The organism is Metapseudomonas cellulosilytica, assembly GCF_049334135.1.
Classification (GTDB): Bacteria; Pseudomonadota; Gammaproteobacteria; order Pseudomonadales; family Pseudomonadaceae; genus Metapseudomonas.
This window is the reverse complement of sequence record NZ_JBHZGN010000015.1, coordinates 18,669-40,910: the sequence shown is the minus strand read 5'-3', so window position 1 is coordinate 40,910 and position 22,242 is coordinate 18,669. Positions and strand designations below refer to the sequence as shown.

Below are 22,242 nucleotides of genomic sequence, written 5' to 3'. Positions count from 1 at the left end.
CTTCAAGGCCGAGCACAAGGACGCGATAGGTGAATAAAGACTGGCGCGGCGTAGTCATCCGCCGCCTGTTGTTGCTGATTGGTGCCTGCCTGCTGGTGGGCCTGGTCACCGGACACTATGCCTGGGCCCTGGTGGTCGGCCTCGGCGCCTACCTGGGCTGGACCCTGGCGCAATTGCTGCGCCTGTACCAATGGCTCAAGGAACACCAGCCCGACGAGCCGCCGCCCGACGGCTACGGCCTGTGGGGCGAGGTATTCGACAGCATCTACCACCTCCAGCGCCGCGACCAGCGCGTGCGCGGCCGCCTGCAGGCGGTGATCGACCGGGTGCAGGAATCCACCGCCGCGTTGAAGGACGCCGTGGTGATGCTCGACAGCGACGGCAACCTGGACTGGTGGAACCGCGCCGCGGAAACCCTGCTGGGCCTGAAGACGCCCCAGGACAGCGGCCAGCCGGTGACCAACCTGATCCGCCATCCGCGCTTCAAGGAATACTTCGAGCAGGGTAATTACCACGAGCCGCTGGACCTGCCCTCGCCGGTCAATGACCGCCTGCAGCTGCAGTTCCACATCACCCAGTACGGCAACAGCGAGCACCTGATGCTGGTGCGCGACGTCACCCGCCTCTACCAGCTGGAGCAGATGCGCAAGGACTTCGTCGCCAACGTCTCCCACGAGCTGCGCACCCCGCTGACGGTGATCGCCGGCTACCTGGAGACGCTGCTGGACAATGTCGAAGACGTGAACCCGCGCTGGACCCGCGCGCTGCAGCAGATGAGCCAGCAGGGCAAGCGCATGCAGAACCTGCTCAACGATCTGCTGCTGCTGGCCAAGCTCGAAGCCACCGACTACCCCTCGGACAACCAGCCGGTGGCCGTGGACCTGATGCTGCTGCAGATCAAGGCCGACGCCATCGCCCTGTCCGGCAACCGCCACCACCGCATCACCCTGGAAGCCGACCACAACTACAAGCTGCGCGGAAGCGAGGCGGAACTGCGCAGCGCCTTCTCCAACCTGGTGTTCAACGCGGTGAAGTACACCCCGGACGAGGGCGAGATCCGCATCCGCTGGTGGGGCGATGACAGCGGGGCGCACCTCGCGGTGCAGGACAGCGGCATCGGCATCGAGGCCAAGCACGTGCCGCGCCTGACCGAGCGTTTCTACCGCGTCGACTCCAGCCGCAACAGCAGCACCGGTGGCACGGGCCTGGGCCTGGCGATCGTCAAGCACGTGCTGATCCGTCATCGCGGGCGCCTCGACATCAGCTCGGTGCTCAACCACGGCAGCACCTTCACCTGTAATTTCCCGGCCACCCAGGTGGCTCGGCGGAACTGATCGCCGGCGCGCCCCGACTTGCAAACTCGGGGTGCAGCCTTCACCCTTAGCCGGTCATTTCTCAGCAAAAGCCTCCATGGACCCTTCCCCCAGTTCCAATTTCCTCTCTTACTTCGCCGATTTCGGCCTGATTCTTTTTGCCCTCTTTCTCGTGCTGCTCAACGGCTTCTTCGTGGCTGCCGAGTTCGCCATGGTCAAGCTGCGCTCCACCCGCGTCGAAGCCATTGCCGACCAGCACGGCTGGCGGGGCCGTATCCTGCGCACCGTGCACAACCAGCTGGACGCCTATCTCTCGGCCTGCCAGCTGGGCATCACCCTGGCCTCGCTGGGCCTGGGCTGGGTCGGCGAGCCGGCCTTCGCCCACCTGCTGCAGCCCGTGCTGGCCTACGTCGGCATCGCTTCGGAGAAGCTGGTCCACGGCGTCGCCTTCTTCACCGCGTTCTTCATCATTTCCTACCTGCACATCGTGGTCGGCGAACTGGCGCCCAAGTCCTGGGCCATCCGCAAGCCGGAACTGCTCTCCCTGTGGACCGCCGTGCCGCTCTACCTCTTCTACTGGCTGATGTACCCGGCCATCTGGCTGCTCAACGCCAGCGCCAACACCATCCTGCGCATCGCCGGGCAAGGCGAGCCCGGTCCGCACCATGAGCACCACTACAGCCGCGATGAGCTGAAACTGATCCTCCACTCCAGCCGCGCCCGCGACCCCAGCGACCAGGGCATGCGTGTGCTGGCCTCGGCGGTGGAACTGGGCGAACTGGAAGTGGTGGACTGGGCCAATTCGCGGGAAGACCTGATCTTCCTCGAACATGACGCGCCGCTGGCGGACATCCTCAGCGTCATCCGCCGCCACAAGTACAGCCGCTACCCGGTGCATGACGACCAGAAGGGCGAGTTCATCGGCGTGCTGCACATCAAGGACCTGCTGCTGGCCCTGTCCGCCCTGGACAGCCTGCCGGAGACCTTCGACCTGGCCGAACTCACCCATCCGCTGGAACGGGTCACCAAGCACATGCCGCTGTCGCGCCTGCTGGAGCAATTCCGCCAGGGCGGCGCGCACTTCGCCGTGGTCGAGGAGGCCGACGGCAAGGTGGTGGGCTTCCTGACCATGGAGGACGTGCTGGAAGTGCTGGTGGGTGATATCCAGGACGAACACCGCAAGACCGAACGTGGCGTCCTCGCCTACCAGCCGGGCAAGCTGCTGGTGCGCGGCGACACCCCCCTGTTCAAGGTGGAGCGCCTGCTCGGCATCGACCTCGACCATGTCGAAGCCGACACGCTTGCGGGCCTCGTCTACGAGACCCTCAACCGCGTGCCGGAAGAAGAAGAAGTGCTGGAAACCGACGGCCTGCGCATCATCGTGAAGAAGATGAAAGGCCCGAAGATCGTCCTGGCCAAGGTGCTCAAGCTGGACTGAAGGCTGGCGGCTCATAGCCCCGCGCAGGGTGGACCACGCTTTTCGGTCCACCATTCGGCATCCACCCCAGCCACGATGGTGGAAAGAAAAGCGCTTTCCACCCTACGGCTGGTCGGAGTTCTTCCGGTGCTGCACCGCCCTTATCGGCTTTCTGCCCTTATTCCCCGCCGACGGCGAAGTTCGGCAGGGTGTCCACCGGCTGGGCGAAGTCGAAGGGGATGGACTCCAGCGCCAGGCCGACGTTGCGCTGGATGACGAAGTGCAGGTGCGGGCCGGTGCTGTTGCCGGTGTTGCCGGAGCGGGCAATGCGTTCGCCGATGGCCACCTGCTGGCCCTCGCGCACCTGCACCGAGCCGCGCATCAGGTGCAGGTAGACGCCCATGGTGCCGTCGTCGTGCAGGATGCGCACGAAGTTGCCGGAGGGATTGTTGCCCCGGCCACTCTGCTGGTTCTCGATCTTCACCACGACCCCGGGCCGCGCCGCGACGATGGGTGTGCCTTCGGGCATGGCGATATCCAGGGCATAGCGGCCCTTGGGGGTGAAATGGCTGTAGCGGCCGTTGGCACCCTGGGTCAGGCGGAAGGGCCCACCCTGCCAGGGCAGGGGGTAACGATAGACCAGCGGTTGCTGGCGCGGGTCGCCCAAGGCGTAGCGCAGTTTCGGCTTGTAGCGCATGGGCCGGCTGGCATCGGTCGGCGCCAGGGTGGCCATGCGCATGCTGCTGCGCGGTGCCAGCACCCAGCGGATCGGTTGGTCGGGAGCGCCGGAAACGTTCTCCGCCTGGTCGATGCGCAGCTCCACTTCCACCGGCGCGAACAGTTCATTGCGCAGTAGCAGGGTCTCCCCGGCCGCGTGCTTCTTGGTTTCCAGCTTCACCGACAGGTCCAGGCGCTCCACCATGCGATCGCGGAACACGAACACGCTGGCGCCGGCCACGGCCTGGTCGGTATAGGTCACCACACCGTTGGCATCGGTGTACTTGTAGATGGTCAGCGCCGCCGCCGGCAGGCTCGCGCCGGCCAACAGCAGCAGAGAAAGGAATCGCCCCAGCATGACAGCCCGTTGTTCTTCTGTGCTCCGTGTAGCCGAAGACTAGCAGCGTGGCCAGCGGCCGGCGAGACGTCGCCCGTCGGGCTGTGACGGGGTTGGCTGGCGGATCAGGCGCCGGGGACGAAATGCTTCTGCACCGTGCCGCGGGCGATCAGCCGCGACAGGTAATCGAGCTTCTGCGAATCGCGGTCGACGAAGCGGAAGGTGAGCTGCAGCCACTCGCTGTCGGGGCTTGGCTCCAGTGCCGCGACCCCGTGCAGGTAGCCGTTGAGCCGCGCCACTTCGCCACCCTCACCCTGCTCCAGGTCGAGCACCGCGCTTTCCAGCACCTGCGGCAGCGGCTCGCCACGGCGCACCACCAGCTGCGCGTCCTTCAGGCTCAGGGCCTTGATCACGCAGCTCAGCACGCCGGCCGTCAGGCGCAGCTGGGCCTGGCCCCGGCCACCGGGGGTCTGGGCGGCGGACCTGGCCGACGGCGCGGGGGTAGCGGGCCTGGCAATGGAGGCAGCCGGCGCGGCATCGGCCGGGCGCACCACCTCGGCCTTGCCACCGGTGAGCGCCGCCAGGGAGTCGTTGGCGAAGCCGCCGGCGTTGGGCAGGCGCACCGGCGCGCTGGCCGCCAGGGCTTCGAGCCGGCCCGTGCGGGCCAGGGCCTTCTTCACCTTGGTCACCAGCTGATCGTTGGAAAAGGGTTTGCCGATGTAGTCGGAGACGCCGGCCTGGATGGCCTGGATGACGTTCTCCTTGTCGCCGCGACTGGTGACCATGATGAAGGGCGTGGCCTTCAGGTTGTCCTGCTCGCGGCACCAGGTGAGCAGCTCCAGACCCGACATTTCGGGCATTTCCCAGTCACAGAGGATCAGGTCGACGCTGGCGCGGGCGAGCCACTGCTGGGCCTTGCGCCCATTGATCGCCTCTTCGATCTGGATGCCGGGGAAATGGTCGCGCAGCCCCTTCTTCACCAGGTCGCGAATAAAGGATGCATCGTCCACCACCAGCACATTGACCTTGCCCATCGACTGCTCCTTGGGAAACGGGGCTTAGCATAGCCCCGGCTGATAGCCAATTGCCAAGCCTGATTGCGACTCGGCCGGCCAGTCGAACCAGGTGGCGGCCTGGAAGCAAAACGCCCGGCACAGGGCCGGGCGCTTTATCCACAGGTCGGGATCAGCCTTGCGAGGCGTCCTTGCCGTTGCCCTTGACCTCTTCGGTCATGCGCGCCAGGCCCAGGTGGCGAACGTCGGTGCCGCGCACCAGGTAGATCACCAGCTCGGAGATGTTGCGGGCGTGGTCGCCGATGCGCTCCAGGGAACGCAGGGCCCAGATGACGTTGAGCACGCGGCTGATGGCGCGCGGGTCTTCCATCATGTAGGTGACCAGCTCACGCAAGGCGGTCTTGTACTCACGGTCGATGTTCTTGTCGTACTGGGCCACCGACAGGGCCAGGTCGGCATCGAAACGGGCGAAGGCGTCCAGGGCTTCCTGGACCATCCTGCGCACCTGGTCGCCGATGTGGCGCACCTCGACGTAACCGCGCGGCGCCACGCCCTCTTCGCAAAGCTGGATGGCGCGGCGGGCGATCTTCGACGCTTCGTCGCCGATGCGCTCCAGGTCGATCACCGACTTGGAGATGCTGATGATCAGACGCAGGTCGGAAGCGGCCGGCTGGCGGCGGGCGAGAATGCGCACGCACTCTTCGTCGATGTTGCGCTCCATCTGGTTGATCTGGTCATCGATCTCGCGCACCTGCTGGGCCAGGCCCGAGTCGGCGTCGATCAGCGCGGTGACCGCGTCGTTGACCTGCTTCTCGACCAGGCCACCCATCGCCAGGAGGTGGCTGCGCACTTCCTCCAGTTCGGCGTTGAACTGCTGGGAGATGTGATGGGTAAGGCTGTCTTTGTCGATCATTTTTTCGCTCCGCGAAAGTTGCAAGCTTCAAGCTGCAAGCGTCAAGTCGGTTGATTCGTGTCCTTGGGCTGACTTGCCGCTTGAGGCTTGCGGCTTGCAGCTGGCGCGCTTCGCGCGCTTAACCGTAGCGACCGGTGATGTAGTCCTCGGTCTGCTTCTTGGCCGGGTTGGTGAACAGGGTGTCGGTGTCGCCGAACTCGATCAGCTTGCCCATGTACATGAACGCGGTGTAGTCGGAAACCCGCGCCGCCTGCTGCATGTTGTGGGTCACGATGACGATGGTGTACTTGCTCTTGAGCTCATAGATCAGCTCTTCCACCTTCAGGGTGGAGATAGGGTCCAGGGCCGAGCAGGGCTCGTCGAGCAGCAGCACTTCAGGCTCCACCGCGATGGTGCGGGCGATCACCAGACGCTGCTGCTGGCCGCCGGAGAGGCCCAGGGCGGATTCGTGCAGGCGGTCCTTTACCTCATCCCACAGCGCGGCGCCCTTCAGCGCCCACTCCACGGCTTCGTCCAGTACGCGCTTCTTGTTGATGCCCTGGATGCGCAGGCCGTAGACCACGTTCTCGTAGATGCTCTTGGGGAAGGGGTTCGGCTTCTGGAACACCATGCCCACGCGGCGACGCAGCTCGGCCACGTCTTCGCCCTTGCGGTAGATGTTGTTGCCGTCAAGGCGGATCTCGCCATCGACGCGGCAACCGTCCACCAGGTCGTTCATGCGATTGAAGCAGCGCAGCAGCGTGGACTTGCCGCAGCCGGACGGCCCGATGAAGGCGGTTACGCGCTGCTTCGGGATGTTCATGCTGACGTTGTGCAGGGCCTGCTTCTCGCCATAGAACAGGGAGAGGCCGGGCACTTCGAGGGCAACGGTCTCCTCGGCCAGGCGCAGGTTCTGCTTGTCGCGGCCGAGGGCGGAAATGTTGACGCCGTGGCTATGGGTTTCGTGTTGCATATTCACTCCGTTCGTAGCTCCGAGCTACAAGCTGTGTGCTTCAGGCAAAGCGGTTCGCGGTGGACGGATCAGCTGTCCAGCGCCTTGTATTTCTCGCGCAGGTGGTTACGGATGGCGACGGCCGAGAAGTTCAGCAGTGCGATCACCATCACCAGCAGCAGCGCAGTGGCGTAAACCAGCGGGCGGGCGGCCTCGACGTTGGGGCTCTGGAAGCCGACGTCATAGATGTGGAAGCCCAGGTGCATGATCTTCTGGTCCAGGTGCAGGTACGGGTAGTTGCCGTCCACCGGCAGGCTGGGGGCCAGTTTCACCACGCCCACCAGCATCAGCGGCGCCACTTCGCCGGCGGCGCGGGCCACGGCGAGGATCAGGCCGGTCATCATCGCCGGGCTGGCCATGGGCAGGACCACCTTCCACAGGGTCTCGGCCTTGGTCGCACCGAGGGCCAGGGAGCCTTCACGTACCGCACGGGGAATCCGCGCCAGGCCTTCCTCGGTGGCGACGATCACCACCGGCACGGCGAGGATCGCCAGGGTCAGGGACGCCCAGAGCAGGCCGGGGGTGCCGAAGGTCGGCGCCGGGGCGGACTCGGGGAAGAACAGGCGGTCCAGGGAGCCGCCCAGCACGTAGACGAAGAAGCCCAGGCCGAACACGCCGTAGACGATGGCCGGAACGCCCGCCAGGTTGTTCACCGCAATGCGGATCACGCGGGTCAGCGGGCCCTGCTTGGCGTACTCGCGCAGGTAGATGGCGGCGATCACACCGAAGGGGGTGACGATCACGGCCATGATCAGGGTCATCATGATGGTGCCGAAGATGGCCGGGAAGATACCGCCTTCGGTGTTGGCCTCACGCGGGTCGTCGGCGAGGAACTCCCACAGTTTGGCGAAGTAGAAGCCGAGCTTGTCGAACAGGCCCATGGCGTTCGGCTGATAGGCGTGGACCACCTTGCCGAGGCTGATTTCCTGCTCCTTGCCACCCGCTTCGCGGACCACCACGCTGTCGCGGTTGAACTGCTGGTGCAGCCCCATCAGCTGCTCTTCCAGGCCCTTGTAGCGTTGCTCCAGCTCGGCGCGCTCGGCGGCGATGTCGGCCTGGGCCTCGGGGGTCAGGGCGTCGTTGAGCTCCAGCTTGCGGGTCTGCAGGCGCAGGCGCTCAAGGCCATGGTTGATGCCGCCGATGTCCTTCTTCTCCAGCTGGTAGAGCTGGGCATAGAGGTCATTGACCCGTTCCAGGCGCTGCTGCAGCTCGGCCATGGCGGCTTCGCCTTCGGCCACCACCTGGCCGTTTTCCTTGACCGCCACCAGACGGCCATAGAAGTTGCCCCATTCGCGGCGCTCCAGCGCCACCAGGTCGGTCGGATGCTTCTGCTCCTGCAGCCAATCCCCCACCACCCAGCTGAAGTCGCTGCCATAGACGTCACGGTTGCCCACCTTGAGCAGCTCGCGGGTCATGAACTCCGGGCCCTCGTCCGGCACCGGCAGACCGGCGCCCTTCAGGCGCGCACGGGACACTTCCTCGATCTGCACCGCCTCGCCGATCACCGGCTTGGCGGCCTGGCCGGGAATCGCGTACTGCGCTTCCACCAGGTCCGCCGGCCAGAAGTGGGCGAGACCGCGCACGGCGATCACCGAGAGCAGGCCGATGGTCATGATGACCGCGATGGACACCGCGCCGCCGCTTATCCAGACGCCCGGTGCGCCGCTCTTGAACCAGTTTTTCAGGGAAACCTTTTTCACGGATTTCTCCACCGCTTGAGTCTTCCATTTCCTCCCGCATCACTGCCGGAGGTTTCGTGTTGTTTACCCCCGCACCCGAAGGGAGAGGATTGGGGATAGGGCTTCAGCGCTCGGCCAGACATCCCTCACCCGGTCCTGCGGACCACCCTCTCCCGGAGGGAGAGGGGGATCAGATGCGACGCCTGGGGCGTCGCTCTTACAGAGATGCGTACTTCTTGCGCAGCCGCTGGCGGATCAGCTCGGCCAGGGTGTTCATGATGAAGGTGAAGGTCAGCAGCACCAGGGCCGAGAGGAACAGCACGCGGTAGTGGCTGCCGCCGACTTCCGACTCCGGCATCTCCACCGCCACGTTGGCGGCCAGGGTGCGCATGCCTTCGAAGATGTTCGCTTCCATCACCGGGGTATTGCCGGTGGCCATCAGTACGATCATGGTCTCGCCCACGGCGCGGCCGAGGCCGATCATCAGCGCCGAGAAGATGCCCGGGCTGGCGGTCAGCAGGACCACGCGGGTCATGGTCTGCCAGGGCGTTGCGCCCAGTGCCAGGGAGCCGTAGGTGAGGCTCCTGGGCACGCTGAACACGGCGTCTTCGGCGATGGAGAAGATGTTCGGGATCACCGCGAAGCCCATGGCCAGGCCGACGATCAGGGCATTGCGCTGGTCGTAGGTGATGCCAAGGTCGTTGCTGATCCACAGGCGCATGTCGCCGCCGAAGAACCAGCTTTCCAGCAGCGGGCTCATGCCCAGGGCGATCCAGGCGGTGAGGCCCACCACCGGGATCAGGATGGCCGCTTCCCAGCCGTCCGGCACGCGCAGGCGGATGGACTCCGGCAGGCGGCTCCAGATGAAGCCGGCCAGCAGGATGCCGATGGGCGTCAGCAGCAGCAGGCTGAAGATGCCGGGCAGGTGGCCTTCCACATAGGGCGCCAGGAACAGGCCGGCGAAGAAGCCCAGGATCACGGTGGGCAGGGCTTCCATCAGCTCGATCACCGGCTTGACCTTGCGGCGCATGGCCGGTGCCATGAAGTAGGCGGTGTAGATGGCCGCGGCGATGGCCAGCGGGGCAGCCAGCAGCATGGCGTAGAAGGCTGCCTTGAGGGTGCCGAAGGTCAGCGGCGCCAGGCTCAGCTTGGGCTCGAAGTCGGTGTTGGCGGCGGTGGATTGCCAGACGTACTTGGGCTCGTCATAGCTCTCGTACCACACCTTGCCCCACAGCGCGCTCCAGGAGACCTCCGGGTGCGGGTTGCTGAGGCGGAATGGCATCAGCTGGCCGCCTTCCTCGACCACCACACGGTTGGCGCGTGGCGACAGGGCCAGCAGGCCGGATGCGTCGGTTACCGGCTCCACCAGCAAGGTGCGATTGGCCGTGCTGTGGAACACGCCGAGGTGGCCGGTGGCGTCCAGGGCGACGAAGCCCTTGCGGCGCTCTTCCGCGGTGATCTGCACCACTGGGGCAGTGCCCAGCTGGAAGTCGCGGATGTGCTTGAGGCGCGAGGAGCCATCCGGGTCGCGGGCCATGAACCACTGGCTGATGCCGCCCTTGGAGTCGCCCACCATCAGGGAGATGCCGCCCAGAAGCATGCTGCTGGCGGAAACCTCGCGTTCGCCGTCTTCCAGCAGCTTGTAGCGGCCGTTCAGGGCGTGCTCGCGCAGGCTGAAGACGTCAGCCTGGGCGCGACCGTTGAGGACATAGAGCCACTGGTGGCGCGGGTCGATGTAGATCGCCTTGATCGGCTCGACCATCTGCGGCAGTTCGACGCTGGACTGCTCCTGGGTGGTCTCGCCGGTCAGCATGTTCTCTTCGCTGACCACCTGCTGCACGTGGAGCTGGTTGCCGGTGGAGCCGGCCAGCACCAGGGTCTCGTCATTGATGCTGAGAGCGATGTGCTCCAGCGGACGCCCCTCAGCGTCGAGCGCCATGGGCGCCTCGCCGTAGGGGAAGCTGACCTGGGGTTCGATGGTCTTCTTGTTGTCCGGGTAGGTGACCTTGTAGCTGTGCTTGAAGATCAGCGCCTGGCCGTTGGACAGACCCAGGACCACCAGCGGACTGCCGGGCTGGTCCTGGCCGATGGACACCACACTGACGCCTGCCGGCAGGGGCAATTGCTGGCGTTTCAGCAAGCCACCGTCCTTCACCGCGAAGAACTGCACTTCGCCCTTGTCGGCGACACGCAGGCCCACCATGTTCTGTTCTTCCAGGGCCAGCAGCAGCGGCTTGCCGGCATCCTGCTGCAACCAGGCCGGGCTCTGCACCTTTTTCGCGGTCAGTTCGGCGCCCTGGAACAGCGGCAGGACCACATAGGCCAGGTAGAAGAAAATCAGGGTGATGGCGCCGAGAACGGCGAGGCCGCCTACCAGCACGTACCAGCGGGTCAGGCGGTCCTTCAGGGCGCGCATCTTGCGCTTGCGCACCAGCGCAGGCGTATTGAAGTCGATGCGGGCGGGTGGGTTCTTCGGAGTTGTCAGGGAGTTGGCCAGGTCAGTCATGGATTCAGGCTCTTGCCACAGTCGGCGCGCGCAGGCTTTTACGATGGGGGCACAGCCTACGGTCTTCGTGTGACAGAAAAATTACAGCGAGTTGACGTGGCGAAGCCCACCCGGAGGAGGCCTCGGGTGGGCTTCTGCGGCGGGGGTCTCCCGTCGCCCTTGCGTCCTTGCGGGGCGGCGTGCTCAAGGCCGCCGCCCCCTTATCCGGCCTGGATTACAGGCCCAGTTCCTTCAGGGTCTTCTCAGCAACTTTAGCCGGAACCGGGATGTAGCCGTCCTTGACGACCACTTCCTGACCCTGCTTGGACAGAACCAACTTTACGAACTCGGCTTCCAGGGGAGCCAGCGGCTTGTTCGGCGCCTTGTTCACGTAGACGTAGAGGAAACGGGACAGCGGGTAGCTGCCGTTCAGGGCGTTCTGCTCGTTGTCTTCAACGAACTCGCCACCTTCTTTCTTGGCCAGGGCCACGGTCTTCACGCTGGAAGTCTTGTAGCCGATGCCGGAGTAGCCGATGCCGTTGACGGACTGGCTGATGGACTGAACGACGGAAGCGGAACCCGGCTGTTCGTTCACATTAGCCTTGAAGTCGCCTTTGCACAGGGCTTCTTCCTTGAAGTAGCCGTAGGTGCCGGATACCGAGTTACGACCGAACAACTGGATCGGCTTGGAAGCCAGGTCGCCGGTCACGCCCACGTCGCCCCAGGTCTTGGCGTCGCTCTTGCCACCGCACAGGCGGTTGGCGGAGAAGATCGCATCGACCTGCTGCATGGTCAGGCCTTTGATGGGGTTGTCCTTGTGCACGAAAATCGCCAGGGCGTCGACGGCCACCGGTACGGCGGTCGGTTTGTAGCCATACTTCTCTTCGAAGGCCTGCAGTTCGACGTCCTTCATCTTGCGGCTCATCGGGCCCAGGTTGGCGGTGCCTTCGGTCAGAGCCGGCGGCGCGGTGGAGGAACCGGCGGCCTGGATCTGGATGTTCACGTTCGGATATTCGCGCTTGTACGCCTCGGCCCACAGGGTCATCAGGTTGGCCAGGGTGTCGGAACCTACGCTGGAGAGGTTGCCGGAAACACCAGTGGTCTTCTGGTAGGCCGGAATGGACGGGTCGACAGCGGCAACCGCGCTGGCGGTAGCGACGCCGGCAGCGACGAAGGTCAGGGCCGCCATCAAACGCTTCAGTTTCATGCCTTGCTCCTAAGCAGGACGAGGGGGTTGAATGCAACGGGGGCCAGTATCGGGAGGCCGTATGACCACTCTATGAATTGATTGTGACAATTGGATGAATAGCCATCATCGCTTGTCCAACCTGGGATAGAGCCCGGAAAACCTTCAGGAGACCACCCCATATGAAGCTCCATCCCCTGCTGCCCATCGCCGCCCTGGCACTGTGCACAGCGTGCAGCCAACAGGCCCTGCGCGACATAGCGGAAGGCATCAGACCCGCAACGAAAGAGCCCATCGGCTGGCCCCGGGACACCACGCCGCAGGCCACCGATGGCGCCCGGGTGAATGCCTTCGCCGAGGGCCTGCAGCACCCCCGCTGGCTCTATGTGCTGCCCAATGGCGATGTGCTGGTGGCTGAAAGTGCCGCACCGGATACCCCCAAGCCCGCCGGTATCCAGGGCTGGTTTTCCGGCCTGACCATGAAGAGTCGCGACGCCCAGGAAAAAAGCGTCAACCGCATTTCCCTGCTGCGGGACATCAACGGCGATGGCGTAGCCGACCTGCGCAGCACCTTCCTGAAAGACCTACGTTCGCCCTTCGGCATGGTGCTGGTGGGCAAGGACCTCTACGTGGCCAATGCCGACTCCCTGGTGCGCTTCCCCTATGTGAAGGGAGCGACCGAGATCAGCGAGCCACCCACCCTGGTCACCGACCTGCCCGCCGGGCTGAACCGTCACTGGACCAAGAACGTCATTGCCAGTCGCGACGGCCGCAAGCTCTATGTCACGGTCGGCTCCAACAGCAATGCCGGCGAGAACGGAATGGCGGAGGAGGAAGGCCGCGCGGCGATCTGGGAAGTGGATCGTGCCAGCGGCGCCAAACGCCTCTTCGCCACCGGCCTGCGCAATCCCCACGGCCTGGCCTGGGAGCCGCAGACCGGCAAGCTGTGGGCCGCAGTCATCGAGCGCGGCGAACTCGGCAGCGATCTGGTGCCGGACTACATCACTTCGGTGAAGGACGGTGGATTCTATGGCTGGCCCTACAGCCATTTCGGCCAGCATGTCGACGAACGCGTGCAGCCACAACGGCCGGACCTGGTGGCCAAGGCCCTGGTGCCTGACTACGCCCTCGGCCCGCACACCGCCTCGATGGGCATCGCCTTCGCCAAGGGCAGCAAGCTGCCGAAGTTCCGCAACGGCCTGTTCGTGAGCCAGCGCGGCTCCTGGATCCGCAAACCCGACAACGGTTACAAGGTGATCTTCGTGCCCTTCCGCAATGGCAAGCCCCACGGCCAGCCGATGGACGTGCTGACCGGCTTCCTCGACGCCGAGGGCAATGTCCGGGGTCGCCCGGTGGATGTGAGGCTGGACCTCAAAGGCGCCCTGCTGGTGACGGACGACGTGGGCAACAAGGTCTGGCGGGTGAGTGCGGCGAAGAAGTAGGGCCTAGGAGCCCCGTAGGGTGGATAGCGCTTCTCTATCCACCATCGCGGTGGAAATCCAACACGTGGATTTCCACCCTACATGGCTCTCACCTCAGCGCTTCTTTGCGATGAGGAACACACCGATCAGTACCGCCACGCCGCAGAGCGTCCCCACATAGTAGGCCGGTCCCAGGCTGTCCCACTTCATCAGCAGCGACACCACCATCGGCGTCAGGCCGCCGAAGATGGCGTAGGCCAGGTTGTAGGAGAACGACAGGCCGGAGAAACGCACCACCGGCGGGAAGGCCTTGACCATCACGTAGGGCACGGCGCCGATGGTGCCGACGAACAAGCCGGTCAGCGCGTAGAGCGGGAACAGCCAGTCCGGATGGGCCTTGAGGCTGGTGTACAAAGTCCAGGAGCTGATCGCCAGCAGCAGGCCGCCGACGAGGAAAGTGCGCCCGGCGCCGAAGCGGTCGGCCAGGACGCCGGCCACGACGCAGCCGATGGACAGCAGGACGATGGCCAGGCTGTTGGCCTTCAGCGCGGTGGCGGCTTCAAAGCCGTAGACCGTCTGCAGCAGGGTCGGGGTCATCAGGATGACCACGACAATGGCGGCCGACAGCACCCAGGTCAGCAGCATGGACAGCACGATGGCGCCACGATGCTCGCGCAACACGGTCTTCAGCGGCACCTCGTCGGCCAGCGCCTTGCGCTGCTGCATCTCGGCGAACACCGGGGTCTCGTGCAGCCATTGGCGCAGGTACACGGCGAACAGGCCGAACACGCCGCCCACCAGGAAGGGCAGGCGCCAGGCCCAGTCCAGCACCTCGGCCGGGGAATAGAGGCTGTTGATCAGGGTCGCCATCAGCGAACCCAGCAGGATGCCGGCGGTCAGACCCGAGGTCAGGGTGCCGCAGGCGTAGCCGATATACCGCGACGGCACGTGCTCGGCGACGAAGACCCAGGCCCCCGGCACTTCACCGCCGATGGCCGCGCCCTGCACCACGCGCATGAGCAGCAGCGCCAGCGGTGCCCAGATGCCGATCTGTTCGTAGGTGGGCAACAGGCCCATGGTCAGGGTGGGCACCGCCATCAGGAAGATGCTCAGGGTGAACATGCGCTTGCGCCCCAGCAGGTCGCCGAAGTGCGCCATGACGATGCCGCCCAGGGGCCGCGCCAGGTAGCCGGCGGCGAAGATGCCGAAGGTCTGCAGCTGGCGCAGCCACTCCGGCATCTCGGCGGGGAAGAACAATTTGCCCACCACCGCGGCGAAGAAGACGAAGATGATGAAGTCGTAGAACTCCAGGGCACCGCCCAGGGCAGAGAGCGACAGGGTCTTGTAGTCGCTGCGGGTCAGCGGTCGCGAGGCGGTCGCCTCGGTGGCAAGCACGGAAGACATTATTGGGATTCTCGTCTGGGGGTGCGGGCGTTTCCCGCTGCTTGGGCGGAAAAAACGCCTGGCAACATATCAAAAACCGTCAGAGCTACACAGTCTTGGCCAGAAAACCGCCGCTGTGGCGCCGCGACGGTCGTCTGGCGCCACCCCATGGCGATATACTGCGCACTGTCAAGCGCGGGTCGGCATGCAGTGGGTCGGCTGGCGCACAGGGAAGGAAAGGGCACGCCCTTTCCAGGCATTGGCGCCACACACACATGAAACAGGCACTCCCGGCATGATCGAAATCGAAGAAGAAGAGAACCTCACCCCGCAAGGCGACCTCGCCCTGCAGATCACCGCGCTCCCGCGGGAAACCAACGGCTTCGGCGACATCTATGGCGGCTGGCTGGTCTCCCAGATGGACCTGGCCGGTACTGCCATGGCCAGCAAGGTGGCCGCAGGCCGCGTGGCCACGGTGGCCATCGACCGCATGGCGTTCCTGGTACCGGTGGCCGTGGGCGCCCAGCTCTCCTTCTATACCCAGACCCTGGAGATCGGCCGCAGCTCCATCCAGATGCTGGTGGAAGTCTGGAGCGACGACCCCCTTTCCAGCGAATGGCGCAAGGTCACTGAGACCGTGTTCGTCTTCGTCGCCATCGACGGCAGCGGCCGCACCCGCCCGGTCCCGCCGCGTCGCGGCTGAGCCGCAATGCAGAAAGGGCCGCTCAAGCGGCCCTTTTTCATGGGGCGAACACTAAAGGCCGGTCATGCCTCGCTTGTGGGGGCGATTTCAATCGCGAGCAAACATCCACGCTCGTAGAGCGTGGTCTGGCTTTTGCCCCTGTAAGGGGGCGGAGTCTAGCTACGCACCTGGGGCGAAACTCCTGCACTTGCCCCACCGTAGGGTGCGCCATGCGCACCGATCGCGGGATCAGCCTCTGCGCCTCGCTCAACCCTTGGTGCGCACGGCGCACCCTACCCGGTCAGCCGTGTAGGGTGGATAGCGCTTTTCTATCCACCAGCGAGGCCGATCACAGACACCGATGGTGCAAATCCCCAAAGGGATTTCCACCCTACGCCTCGATTGATACGGAATCTCCCACGGACCAGCCCAACGCCGCCCGCCCCGACCTACAGGCGCAGCGCATCCACCGGATGCAACTTCGCCGCGCGCCGCGCCGGCGCCAGGCCGGCAGCGATGCCCACCAGCACCGATAGCAGCAGCGCCAGCAGCACCAGCGGCGGGCTCAGGCGCAGCGGCAACCCCGGCACCAGCCAGTGCAGCGCACCCAACAGAATGCCCACCATCACCAGGCCGAGCACGCCGCCGAGCAGCGATAGCAAGGTCGCCTCGGCCAGGAACAGCGCCAGCACCTGGCGCGGCGCGGCGCCCACCGCGCGGAGCAGGCCGATCTCGGCGGTTCGCTCGCCGACTGTAGTGGTCATGATGGTGAGGATGCCCACCGCCCCCACCAGCAGGGAGATTCCGCCCAGCGCGGCGATGCCCAGAGTGATGGCGGCGAGGATGCGGTTGAGGCTGCCCAGCAGGTCGCCCTGGGAGGTCATGCGGAAGTCCTCGCGGCCGTGGCGCTCCACCAGCAGCCGCCGTACGGTCGCGGCGAAGGCCTCGGCCGGGACGCTGTCATCGAACAGCACATGGATCTTGACCAGACCTTCGCGGTTGAACAGGTTCTCCGCCCAGTCCACCGGTATATAGGCGATGTCGTCGAGGTCGAACCCCAACAGGTTGCCCTTGCTCGCCATCACCCCGATCACCCGGAAGCTCATGCCCCCCACCCGCACTCGCTGGCCAACCGGATTGGCGCTGCCGAACAACTCCACCCCCAGTTTCGAACCCAGCACCACATAGGGTGGCGTGCGGCCGTCCCGCGAGGGCGGCAGGAACTGCCCCTGGGCCATGTGCACGCGCCAGGCGGCCGCCAGTTGGGAACCGCTGCCGAGGATATCCACCCGCCGCTGGCGCCCACCGGCCTGGATATCGCCATTGCCCTGGATGATCGGCACCACCGCCTCCGCATGGGCCAGGCGGCCCAGGGCGTCCGCGTCGGCAATGGTCAGCGGCCGCGCGCTGGCGAGTATCCCGCCGATACCGCCGGTGGGCAGGGTGCCGGGACGCACCGTCACCACCCGGGTGCCGAACTGGGCGAAGCTGTCCAGCACCCGCTCGCGCAGCCCCTCGCCCATGGCCGTGAGCAGCGCCACGGCGGCGATGCCGATGGCCACCCCGAGCAGGGTCAGCAGGCTGCGCATGGGCTGGCTGGAAAGGGCCGAGCCACACAGGCCGAGACCGTCGCGCCAGCGCATCAGAGGCCACCCTGCGGACGCAACGCCTGAACCGGCGCCTGGGCGGCGGCATGGCTGGCCGGCAGCCAGGCGAACAACAGCGCGGCGCCGAGGGCCAGGGCCGGCGCACCGAGCCGCGCCCACCAGGGCGCCTGCAGCGGCAGGTCACTGGCCAGCCGGCCGATCCACAGCAGCAGTTCGCCGAGGGCCAGCCCGGAGCCGGCGCCGAGCAGCGCCAGCAGCGCGGCTTCACCGAGAAACAGCAGGCGCACCTGGGTCGAGCTGGCGCCCACGGCCTTGAGCAGGCCGATCTCGGCAGTGCGCTGCAACACGGAGATCCAGGTCACGTTCATGACCAGGATGCCCGCCACCAACAGGCTGATGGCCGCTATGCCGGCCAGCGCCAGGGTCAGGCCGCCGAGGATGTGGTCGAAGGCGGCGAGCATCGAGTCCTGGCTGAGCAGGGTGACGTCCTCCTCGCCCTGGTGGCGGTCCTTGAGGGCTGCCAGCACCTGGCGCCGGGCACTATCCAGGTAGCTGGGACCACGGGCCTCGACGAAGACCCGGAACAGCCCTTCACGATCGAACAGCGCCTCGGCGCTGGCCACCGGGACGATCAGCGCCTCGGAAAAGTCCATTCCCAGGGATTCACCACGCTCATCCAGCACCCCGATCACCCGGAAGCGGCGGTCGCCGGCACGCAGCCACTGGCCAAGCGCCGGGGCGCTGCCGAACAGCTCGCGACGCAGGTGGCTGCCGATCACGCAGACCTGTTCCGTCTGGCCAGGCTCCAGTTCCGGCAGCGGCTGCCCCTGAGCCAGGCGCAACTGGCGGATGGCGAAAAAGGCGCGGGTGGTACCCAGGGTCAGGGCCTCGCGATTGCGGTTGTCGCGGCTGACCTCCAGCTGCCCGGCATGCAGCGGCGCAACCCGTTGCACCGCCGACAGGCGGACCAGCGCCGCGGCGTCGGCCTGGGTCAGCGGGCGCGGCGCCATACCGGTGATGGGCGGCATGCCGCCGGTGGTTTCATTGCGCCCGGGCAGGACTATAAGGATGTCGCGCCCGAGCAGGGAGAACTCCCCCAGCACATAGGCCCGGGCGCCCTCCCCCAGGCCACCCAGCAAGGTCACGAAGAACACGCCCACCGCCATCGCCAGGAGCAGCATGAGGCTGCGTGAACGGTGCCCGCTCAGGGCGCCGAGCCAGAAGCGACAGGCATCCAACAGGTCCATCAGGCCACCACGCCCCGGCGGCGGTCGCAGAGAATGCGTCCGTCGCGCATCTGCACCTGCCGATGAGCCCGGGCGGCGTGCTGGGCGTCGTGGGTCACCAGGATCAGCGTCAGGCCCTCGGCATTCAGCTCTTCCAGCAGGGCGACCACTTCGGTGCCGGACTGGCTGTCGAGGTTGCCGGTGGGCTCATCGGCCAGCAGCAGGCGCGGCCGCATCACCATGGCGCGGGCGATGGCCACGCGCTGGCGCTGGCCACCGGACAGCTCGGCCGGGTGATGGCGCAGCCGGTCACCGAGGCCCAGGCGTTCCGCCAGCTGCAGGCTGCGGCGGCGGCGTTCGGCGGGGTCGATGCCGGCCAGCAGCATCGGCAGCTCGATATTTTCCAGGGTGGTCAGGCGCGGAACCAGGTGGAAGGACTGGAAGACGAAACCGATCAAGTGGCTGCGCAGGGTGGCACGACGCTCTTCGGCAAGGCCCGCGGTGGGCTCCTCGTCCAGCCAGAACTCGCCGCTGTCCGGAGCGTCCAGCAGCCCGAGGATGTTCAGCAGCGTGGATTTGCCGGAGCCGGAGGCGCCGGAAATGGCCAGGTACTCACCGTCGGCCACGTCCAGATCGAGGTGGTCGAGAGCGCACACCTGCTGCCCGCCCAGCAGGAAGCTGCGGCTGACCTGCTGCATGAGAATCACGGTGCGCGCTCCCGGGCCTCACCGCTGGGGCTGACCACGCTACCGTCGACCAGGCCGTCGTGCTGCAGACTCGGCAGGATGCGGTCGCCGGGCGCCAACCCGCCCCTGACCTCGCTCCAGCGCCAGTTGGCCAGGCCGATCTCCACCTTCTGCTCGCGCAGATGGCCGTTACTGGGGTCGTAACGCAGCACCCTGCCGCCTTCCAGCAGGCTTTCGGTGGGCACCCGCAGGGCCTGCTCACGGTGGGCCAGGAGAATTTCCACGTCGGCGCTGTAGCCGCTGAGCAGCATCAGGTCCGTTGGCACCCGCTCGAACTTCACTTCGACATCGACGGTACGCGCCTGCTTCTCCAGCTCACGGACGAAGGGTGCGATGCGGCTGACCCGTCCTTCGAAGCTGCGCCCACGGAAAGCGTCCAGGGTGATGCGCACCGGCATGCCGGGACGTACCAGCGCGGCATCCACCTCATCTATCGGGGCTTCTACATAGAGGCACTGATCGTCGATCAGGTCCACCGCCGGCGGCGTCGGAATACCCGGCGGCGAGGGCGTCACCACTTCGCCCAGCTCGCCGTTGATCTCGGCGACTATGCCGGCGAAGGGCGCACGCAAGGTGGCCTGGTCCAGTTGCGCCAATTGCAGCTCAAGGCTGGCTTCGGCCTCGCGAATCCTTGCCTCACCACCGCTGCACAGGAGCTGCGACAGGCGCGCACGGGTGGCGCTCTGGTCCCGCTGATCCTGGGGGGCCAAATTGCGTTCGGCGAGGCGGTCCAGGCGTTGCAGGTCGCGCTGGTCCTGGCTCGCCTGACTACAGCTCTGCTCGCGCAGATTGCGCTGGGCGTCGAGCCGCGCGCGGGCCTCGTCCACCCGCGCCTGCAGGTCGTCCTGACGCAGGCGCATGAGCACATCGCCGGCCTGCACCCGCTGCCCTGCATGGATCAGCAGCTCGCTTACCTGGCCACCGGTCTTGAACGACAGATGGGCGCGCCGGCAGGCTTTCACGGTGCCCGCGCGGGTGTTGGCCACCAGGGTTTCCACCTCGCCCTTGGCCACTTCCACCAGTTGCACCGGCACGGGCTCGGGGCGCGCCCAGAAGCCCGCGAGCGCCGCCACGGCGACGAAAATAGGAATTATTATCAACAGCTTGCGCATGGCATCGACTCCACTTGCGAGCGAATAAAAAAAGTCTAGGTCCGCCAGTGGGGGGCCTTTCGGTACCAATGTCCCGTCCGCAACCGGCCTTCCGGCAAGGAGAGTCGAGAAATCACAGCCTTAGCAGCGCCAATCGCAAACCAGGGGCTACGGGGTCTCTGACCATCCATGTCAAAACGCCGACAAGTGGACCCTCACTTGCGAGAGCCAAATGCGAACGCGTCAAAATCCGGTCACTCGCAACCCAATTGCCGATCACTTGGTCGAATGCCGAGAAAGCCCTTGCCGCCTCTGCCATGCTGATTCGAAATAGCAGATGGCGCCTCGGCGGCCCGACAGCACAGCAAGCGGAGATTGCGATGTACGACGAAACCCTGCCCACCGTGGAACAGCTTGAGGTGGATGAACTGGTTTGCTGGCGGGTGCATACCCGCCACGCGGAATTGCTGGTGGCCCAGCAAGGTGCACAGGTGCTGAGCTATCAGCCCCATGGCGAGGAGCCGGTGATCTGGTTGAGCGACCAGGCGGTGTACCAGAAGGGCAAGGCTGTGCGCGGCGGCGTACCGGTGTGCTGGCCCTGGTTCGGCGACCTGCGGCGCAATCCGGCCGAAATCCAGGGCATGCACCGGGGCGGCCCCATTTGCCCGGCCCACGGCCTGGTGCGCGAGCGCGAATGGGACCTGCTGGGCATCGACAGCGAAGGGCCGGCGGTGCGCCTGGAATTCGCCCTGGACACCAGCAAAGAGCCCCTGCCGGGCTGGCCCCACTGCGCCCAACTGAAATTCTCCATCCTGCTGGACGAGAACCTGCAACTGGCCCTCTCCACCCGTAACACCGGCGACAGCCCCCTGGCCCTGAGCCAGGCGCTGCACAGCTACTTCACCGTCAGCGACATCCGTGAGGTAGAGGTGGAAGGCCTGGACGGTTGCCGCTATATCGAGACCCTGGAAGACTGGCAGCAGCGAAAACAGCAGGGAAACATCGTCTTCAGCGGCGAAACCGACCGCATCTACCTGGAAACGTCCCGGCGCATGGCCATCCTCGACCGCGCCTGGAAACGCCGCATCCAGCTGGAGGTGAGCGGCTCCGCTTCGGCCGTGGTGTGGAACCCCTGGATCGACAAGTCCAAGCGCCTCAGCCAATTCGCCGAGGACGCGTGGCAGGGCATGCTCTGCATCGAGACGGCGCGGGTGACGGACGACTTCCTGGTGCTAAGGCCCGGTGAGGAGCACAGGATGGAGCTCAAGGTCACCAGCAAGCCGCTCTGATTACGAGCGCCTGGGCGACCGACTCGCTGGGGTTGATTCTTGTAGGGGCGAATTCATTCGCCAAGCAGGCCGCAGGCCTGCCTTTGCAGACCGCGACGGCCTGAACCATCCCTCACCCCCCGCCCTCTCCCGGAGGGAGAGGGCGCCAAAAGCGCCTCTCCTGCCAGCGGGCGAATGGATCAGAGGTCGCCCTCTTCCACCAACCGCACCTGCCCGGCGTCCATCGCATAGGCGGCGTCGGCCAGGTCGTTGCTGACCTTCTCCACCTTGAGGGTGCCGTCCACCCAGATGGGCGCGTAGATATCGTCCAGGGCGATGCCCTTGGGGTAGCGCACCAGGACGATCTGGTTCGGCGGCGGCGGCGGCACGTGGATGCAGGCGCCGGGGTATGGCACCAGGAAGAACAGGGTGCTGCGCCCCTTGGCGTCGCTTTCCAGGGGCACCGGATAGCCGCCGATATGGATTTCCTTGCCATCCAGGGCGGCGACCGTCCTGGCCGAATACATCACCGCCGGCAGGTCCTTCTGCTGCTTGAGGCCGCCCTTCTGGTCGAAGGTGCCATCGGCCTCGGGGCTGTCGTGGCTGATTTCCGGCATTTCCTCGAGGGCCTTGCGGTCCTCGGGCGGCATCAGTTCCAACCAGTCGGTTTCGGGGAGTTCGGCGCGGGCGAGGGTGCAGCAGAACAGCAGCAGGAGGCAGGCGAGACGGCGCATGGAAAGACTCGTGAAAGCGTGGGGCGGGAACGT

Annotated in this window: 18 protein-coding genes; 5 read left to right on the top strand and 13 right to left on the bottom strand. The window is 66.0% G+C overall.

Annotated features, from left to right (window positions below; all coding sequences use genetic code 11):
* The first annotated feature begins 29 nt into the window (after window positions 1-29).
* Together phoR and ACFW0H_RS18970 are read left to right on the top strand one after the other, a co-directional pair.
* Window positions 30-1,334, top strand: coding sequence for a phosphate regulon sensor histidine kinase PhoR (phoR, locus tag ACFW0H_RS18975; protein ID WP_422915417.1), 1,305 nt, complete (start codon window positions 30-32; stop codon window positions 1,332-1,334).
* 76 nt (window positions 1,335-1,410) lie between these two features.
* The gene (locus ACFW0H_RS18970; protein ID WP_422915416.1) at window positions 1,411-2,751 is read left to right on the top strand and encodes a hemolysin family protein; all 1,341 of its coding nucleotides are present in this window, start codon (window positions 1,411-1,413) and stop codon (window positions 2,749-2,751) included.
* A gap of 157 nt (window positions 2,752-2,908) precedes the next feature.
* On the opposite strand, the gene ACFW0H_RS18965 is transcribed toward ACFW0H_RS18970, so the two are convergent.
* From ACFW0H_RS18965 to ACFW0H_RS18935, 7 genes are all read right to left on the bottom strand, one after another.
* Complete coding sequence (locus ACFW0H_RS18965; RefSeq protein ID WP_422915415.1) at window positions 2,909-3,805, bottom strand: peptidoglycan DD-metalloendopeptidase family protein; 897 nt, start codon at window positions 3,803-3,805, stop codon at window positions 2,909-2,911.
* Between the two features lie 104 nt (window positions 3,806-3,909).
* A complete protein-coding gene (locus ACFW0H_RS18960; protein WP_422915414.1) occupies window positions 3,910-4,818 on the bottom strand; it encodes a response regulator in 909 nt (302 codons plus the stop codon).
* Window positions 4,819-4,969: 151 nt separating this feature from the next.
* A complete protein-coding gene (phoU, locus tag ACFW0H_RS18955; RefSeq protein ID WP_422915413.1) occupies window positions 4,970-5,710 on the bottom strand; it encodes a phosphate signaling complex protein PhoU in 741 nt (246 codons plus the stop codon).
* Window positions 5,711-5,828: 118 nt separating this feature from the next.
* Window positions 5,829-6,662, bottom strand: a complete 834-nt coding sequence (gene pstB / locus ACFW0H_RS18950; RefSeq protein WP_422915412.1) for a phosphate ABC transporter ATP-binding protein PstB — start codon at window positions 6,660-6,662, stop codon at window positions 5,829-5,831.
* Window positions 6,663-6,730: 68 nt separating this feature from the next.
* Window positions 6,731-8,401: a phosphate ABC transporter permease PstA gene (gene pstA, locus ACFW0H_RS18945; RefSeq protein ID WP_422915411.1), complete on the bottom strand. Its 1,671-nt coding sequence runs from the start codon at window positions 8,399-8,401 to the stop codon at window positions 6,731-6,733.
* Window positions 8,402-8,597: 196 nt separating this feature from the next.
* Window positions 8,598-10,886 carry an ABC transporter permease subunit gene (locus ACFW0H_RS18940; protein WP_459077320.1) on the bottom strand — a complete coding sequence of 763 codons (2,289 nt, stop codon included), beginning with the start codon at window positions 10,884-10,886 and terminating at the stop codon, window positions 8,598-8,600.
* Between the two features lie 214 nt (window positions 10,887-11,100).
* Window positions 11,101-12,072 carry a phosphate ABC transporter substrate-binding protein PstS family protein gene (locus ACFW0H_RS18935; protein ID WP_422915410.1) on the bottom strand — a complete coding sequence of 324 codons (972 nt, stop codon included), beginning with the start codon at window positions 12,070-12,072 and terminating at the stop codon, window positions 11,101-11,103.
* Between the two features lie 161 nt (window positions 12,073-12,233).
* Here ACFW0H_RS18935 and ACFW0H_RS18930 point away from each other — a divergent pair, with 161 nt between their 5' ends.
* Window positions 12,234-13,493, top strand: coding sequence for a PQQ-dependent sugar dehydrogenase (locus tag ACFW0H_RS18930; RefSeq protein ID WP_422915409.1), 1,260 nt, complete (start codon window positions 12,234-12,236; stop codon window positions 13,491-13,493).
* A gap of 93 nt (window positions 13,494-13,586) precedes the next feature.
* Here ACFW0H_RS18930 and ACFW0H_RS18925 read toward each other — a convergent pair whose 3' ends face one another.
* Complete coding sequence (locus ACFW0H_RS18925; RefSeq protein ID WP_422915408.1) at window positions 13,587-14,876, bottom strand: MFS transporter; 1,290 nt, start codon at window positions 14,874-14,876, stop codon at window positions 13,587-13,589.
* A gap of 274 nt (window positions 14,877-15,150) precedes the next feature.
* Between ACFW0H_RS18925 and ACFW0H_RS18920 the strand changes: the two genes are divergently transcribed.
* A complete protein-coding gene (locus ACFW0H_RS18920; protein WP_422915407.1) occupies window positions 15,151-15,558 on the top strand; it encodes an acyl-CoA thioesterase in 408 nt (135 codons plus the stop codon).
* Between the two features lie 428 nt (window positions 15,559-15,986).
* Here the strand turns inward: ACFW0H_RS18920 and ACFW0H_RS18915 are convergent, their stop codons facing one another.
* From ACFW0H_RS18915 to ACFW0H_RS18900, 4 genes are read right to left on the bottom strand one after another with little or no spacing between them, the layout of a single operon-like run.
* Window positions 15,987-17,180, bottom strand: a complete 1,194-nt coding sequence (locus ACFW0H_RS18915) for an ABC transporter permease (RefSeq protein WP_422915406.1) — start codon at window positions 17,178-17,180, stop codon at window positions 15,987-15,989.
* Window positions 17,180-18,391, bottom strand: a complete 1,212-nt coding sequence (locus ACFW0H_RS18910; protein WP_422915405.1) for an ABC transporter permease — start codon at window positions 18,389-18,391, stop codon at window positions 17,180-17,182. Before ACFW0H_RS18910 ends, ACFW0H_RS18915 begins: the two co-directional genes overlap by 1 nt.
* Window positions 18,391-19,068 (bottom strand): ABC transporter ATP-binding protein, encoded by a 678-nt coding sequence (locus ACFW0H_RS18905; RefSeq protein ID WP_422915507.1) that lies wholly within the window; start codon window positions 19,066-19,068, stop codon window positions 18,391-18,393. The genes ACFW0H_RS18910 and ACFW0H_RS18905 overlap by 1 nt, the downstream gene beginning before the upstream one ends.
* 5 nt (window positions 19,069-19,073) lie before the next feature.
* Window positions 19,074-20,228 (bottom strand): efflux RND transporter periplasmic adaptor subunit, encoded by a 1,155-nt coding sequence (locus ACFW0H_RS18900; protein WP_422915404.1) that lies wholly within the window; start codon window positions 20,226-20,228, stop codon window positions 19,074-19,076.
* 359 nt (window positions 20,229-20,587) lie between these two features.
* Here ACFW0H_RS18900 and ACFW0H_RS18895 point away from each other — a divergent pair, with 359 nt between their 5' ends.
* The gene (locus ACFW0H_RS18895; protein ID WP_422915403.1) at window positions 20,588-21,496 is read left to right on the top strand and encodes a D-hexose-6-phosphate mutarotase; all 909 of its coding nucleotides are present in this window, start codon (window positions 20,588-20,590) and stop codon (window positions 21,494-21,496) included.
* 179 nt (window positions 21,497-21,675) lie between these two features.
* On the opposite strand, the gene ACFW0H_RS18890 is transcribed toward ACFW0H_RS18895, so the two are convergent.
* Window positions 21,676-22,209 carry a DUF3299 domain-containing protein gene (locus ACFW0H_RS18890; RefSeq protein ID WP_422915402.1) on the bottom strand — a complete coding sequence of 178 codons (534 nt, stop codon included), beginning with the start codon at window positions 22,207-22,209 and terminating at the stop codon, window positions 21,676-21,678.
* Window positions 22,210-22,242: the final 33 nt, after the last annotated feature.

Bases quoted from the DNA above. Each gene is read 5' to 3' on its own strand.
- ACFW0H_RS18960 (WP_422915414.1), bottom strand. From the start codon at position 4,818: ATGGGCAAGGTCAATGTGCTGGTGGTGGACGATGCATCCTTTATTCGC.
- ACFW0H_RS18965 (WP_422915415.1), bottom strand. From the start codon at position 3,805: ATGCTGGGGCGATTCCTTTCTCTGCTGCTGTTGGCCGGCGCGAGCCTG.
- ACFW0H_RS18925 (WP_422915408.1), bottom strand. From the start codon at position 14,876: ATGTCTTCCGTGCTTGCCACCGAGGCGACCGCCTCGCGACCGCTGACC.
- ACFW0H_RS18900 (WP_422915404.1), bottom strand. From the start codon at position 20,228: ATGCGCAAGCTGTTGATAATAATTCCTATTTTCGTCGCCGTGGCGGCG.
- ACFW0H_RS18890 (WP_422915402.1), bottom strand. From the start codon at position 22,209: ATGCGCCGTCTCGCCTGCCTCCTGCTGCTGTTCTGCTGCACCCTCGCC.
- ACFW0H_RS18895 (WP_422915403.1), top strand. From the start codon at position 20,588: ATGTACGACGAAACCCTGCCCACCGTGGAACAGCTTGAGGTGGATGAA.
- ACFW0H_RS18910 (WP_422915405.1), bottom strand. From the start codon at position 18,391: ATGGACCTGTTGGATGCCTGTCGCTTCTGGCTCGGCGCCCTGAGCGGG.
- ACFW0H_RS18970 (WP_422915416.1), top strand. From the start codon at position 1,411: ATGGACCCTTCCCCCAGTTCCAATTTCCTCTCTTACTTCGCCGATTTC.
- phoU (WP_422915413.1), bottom strand. From the start codon at position 5,710: ATGATCGACAAAGACAGCCTTACCCATCACATCTCCCAGCAGTTCAAC.
- ACFW0H_RS18905 (WP_422915507.1), bottom strand. From the start codon at position 19,068: ATGCAGCAGGTCAGCCGCAGCTTCCTGCTGGGCGGGCAGCAGGTGTGC.
- ACFW0H_RS18930 (WP_422915409.1), top strand. From the start codon at position 12,234: ATGAAGCTCCATCCCCTGCTGCCCATCGCCGCCCTGGCACTGTGCACA.
- ACFW0H_RS18920 (WP_422915407.1), top strand. From the start codon at position 15,151: ATGATCGAAATCGAAGAAGAAGAGAACCTCACCCCGCAAGGCGACCTC.
- ACFW0H_RS18935 (WP_422915410.1), bottom strand. From the start codon at position 12,072: ATGAAACTGAAGCGTTTGATGGCGGCCCTGACCTTCGTCGCTGCCGGC.
- ACFW0H_RS18940 (WP_459077320.1), bottom strand. From the start codon at position 10,886: ATGACTGACCTGGCCAACTCCCTGACAACTCCGAAGAACCCACCCGCC.
- ACFW0H_RS18915 (WP_422915406.1), bottom strand. From the start codon at position 17,180: ATGCGCTGGCGCGACGGTCTCGGCCTGTGTGGCTCGGCCCTTTCCAGC.
- pstB (WP_422915412.1), bottom strand. From the start codon at position 6,662: ATGCAACACGAAACCCATAGCCACGGCGTCAACATTTCCGCCCTCGGC.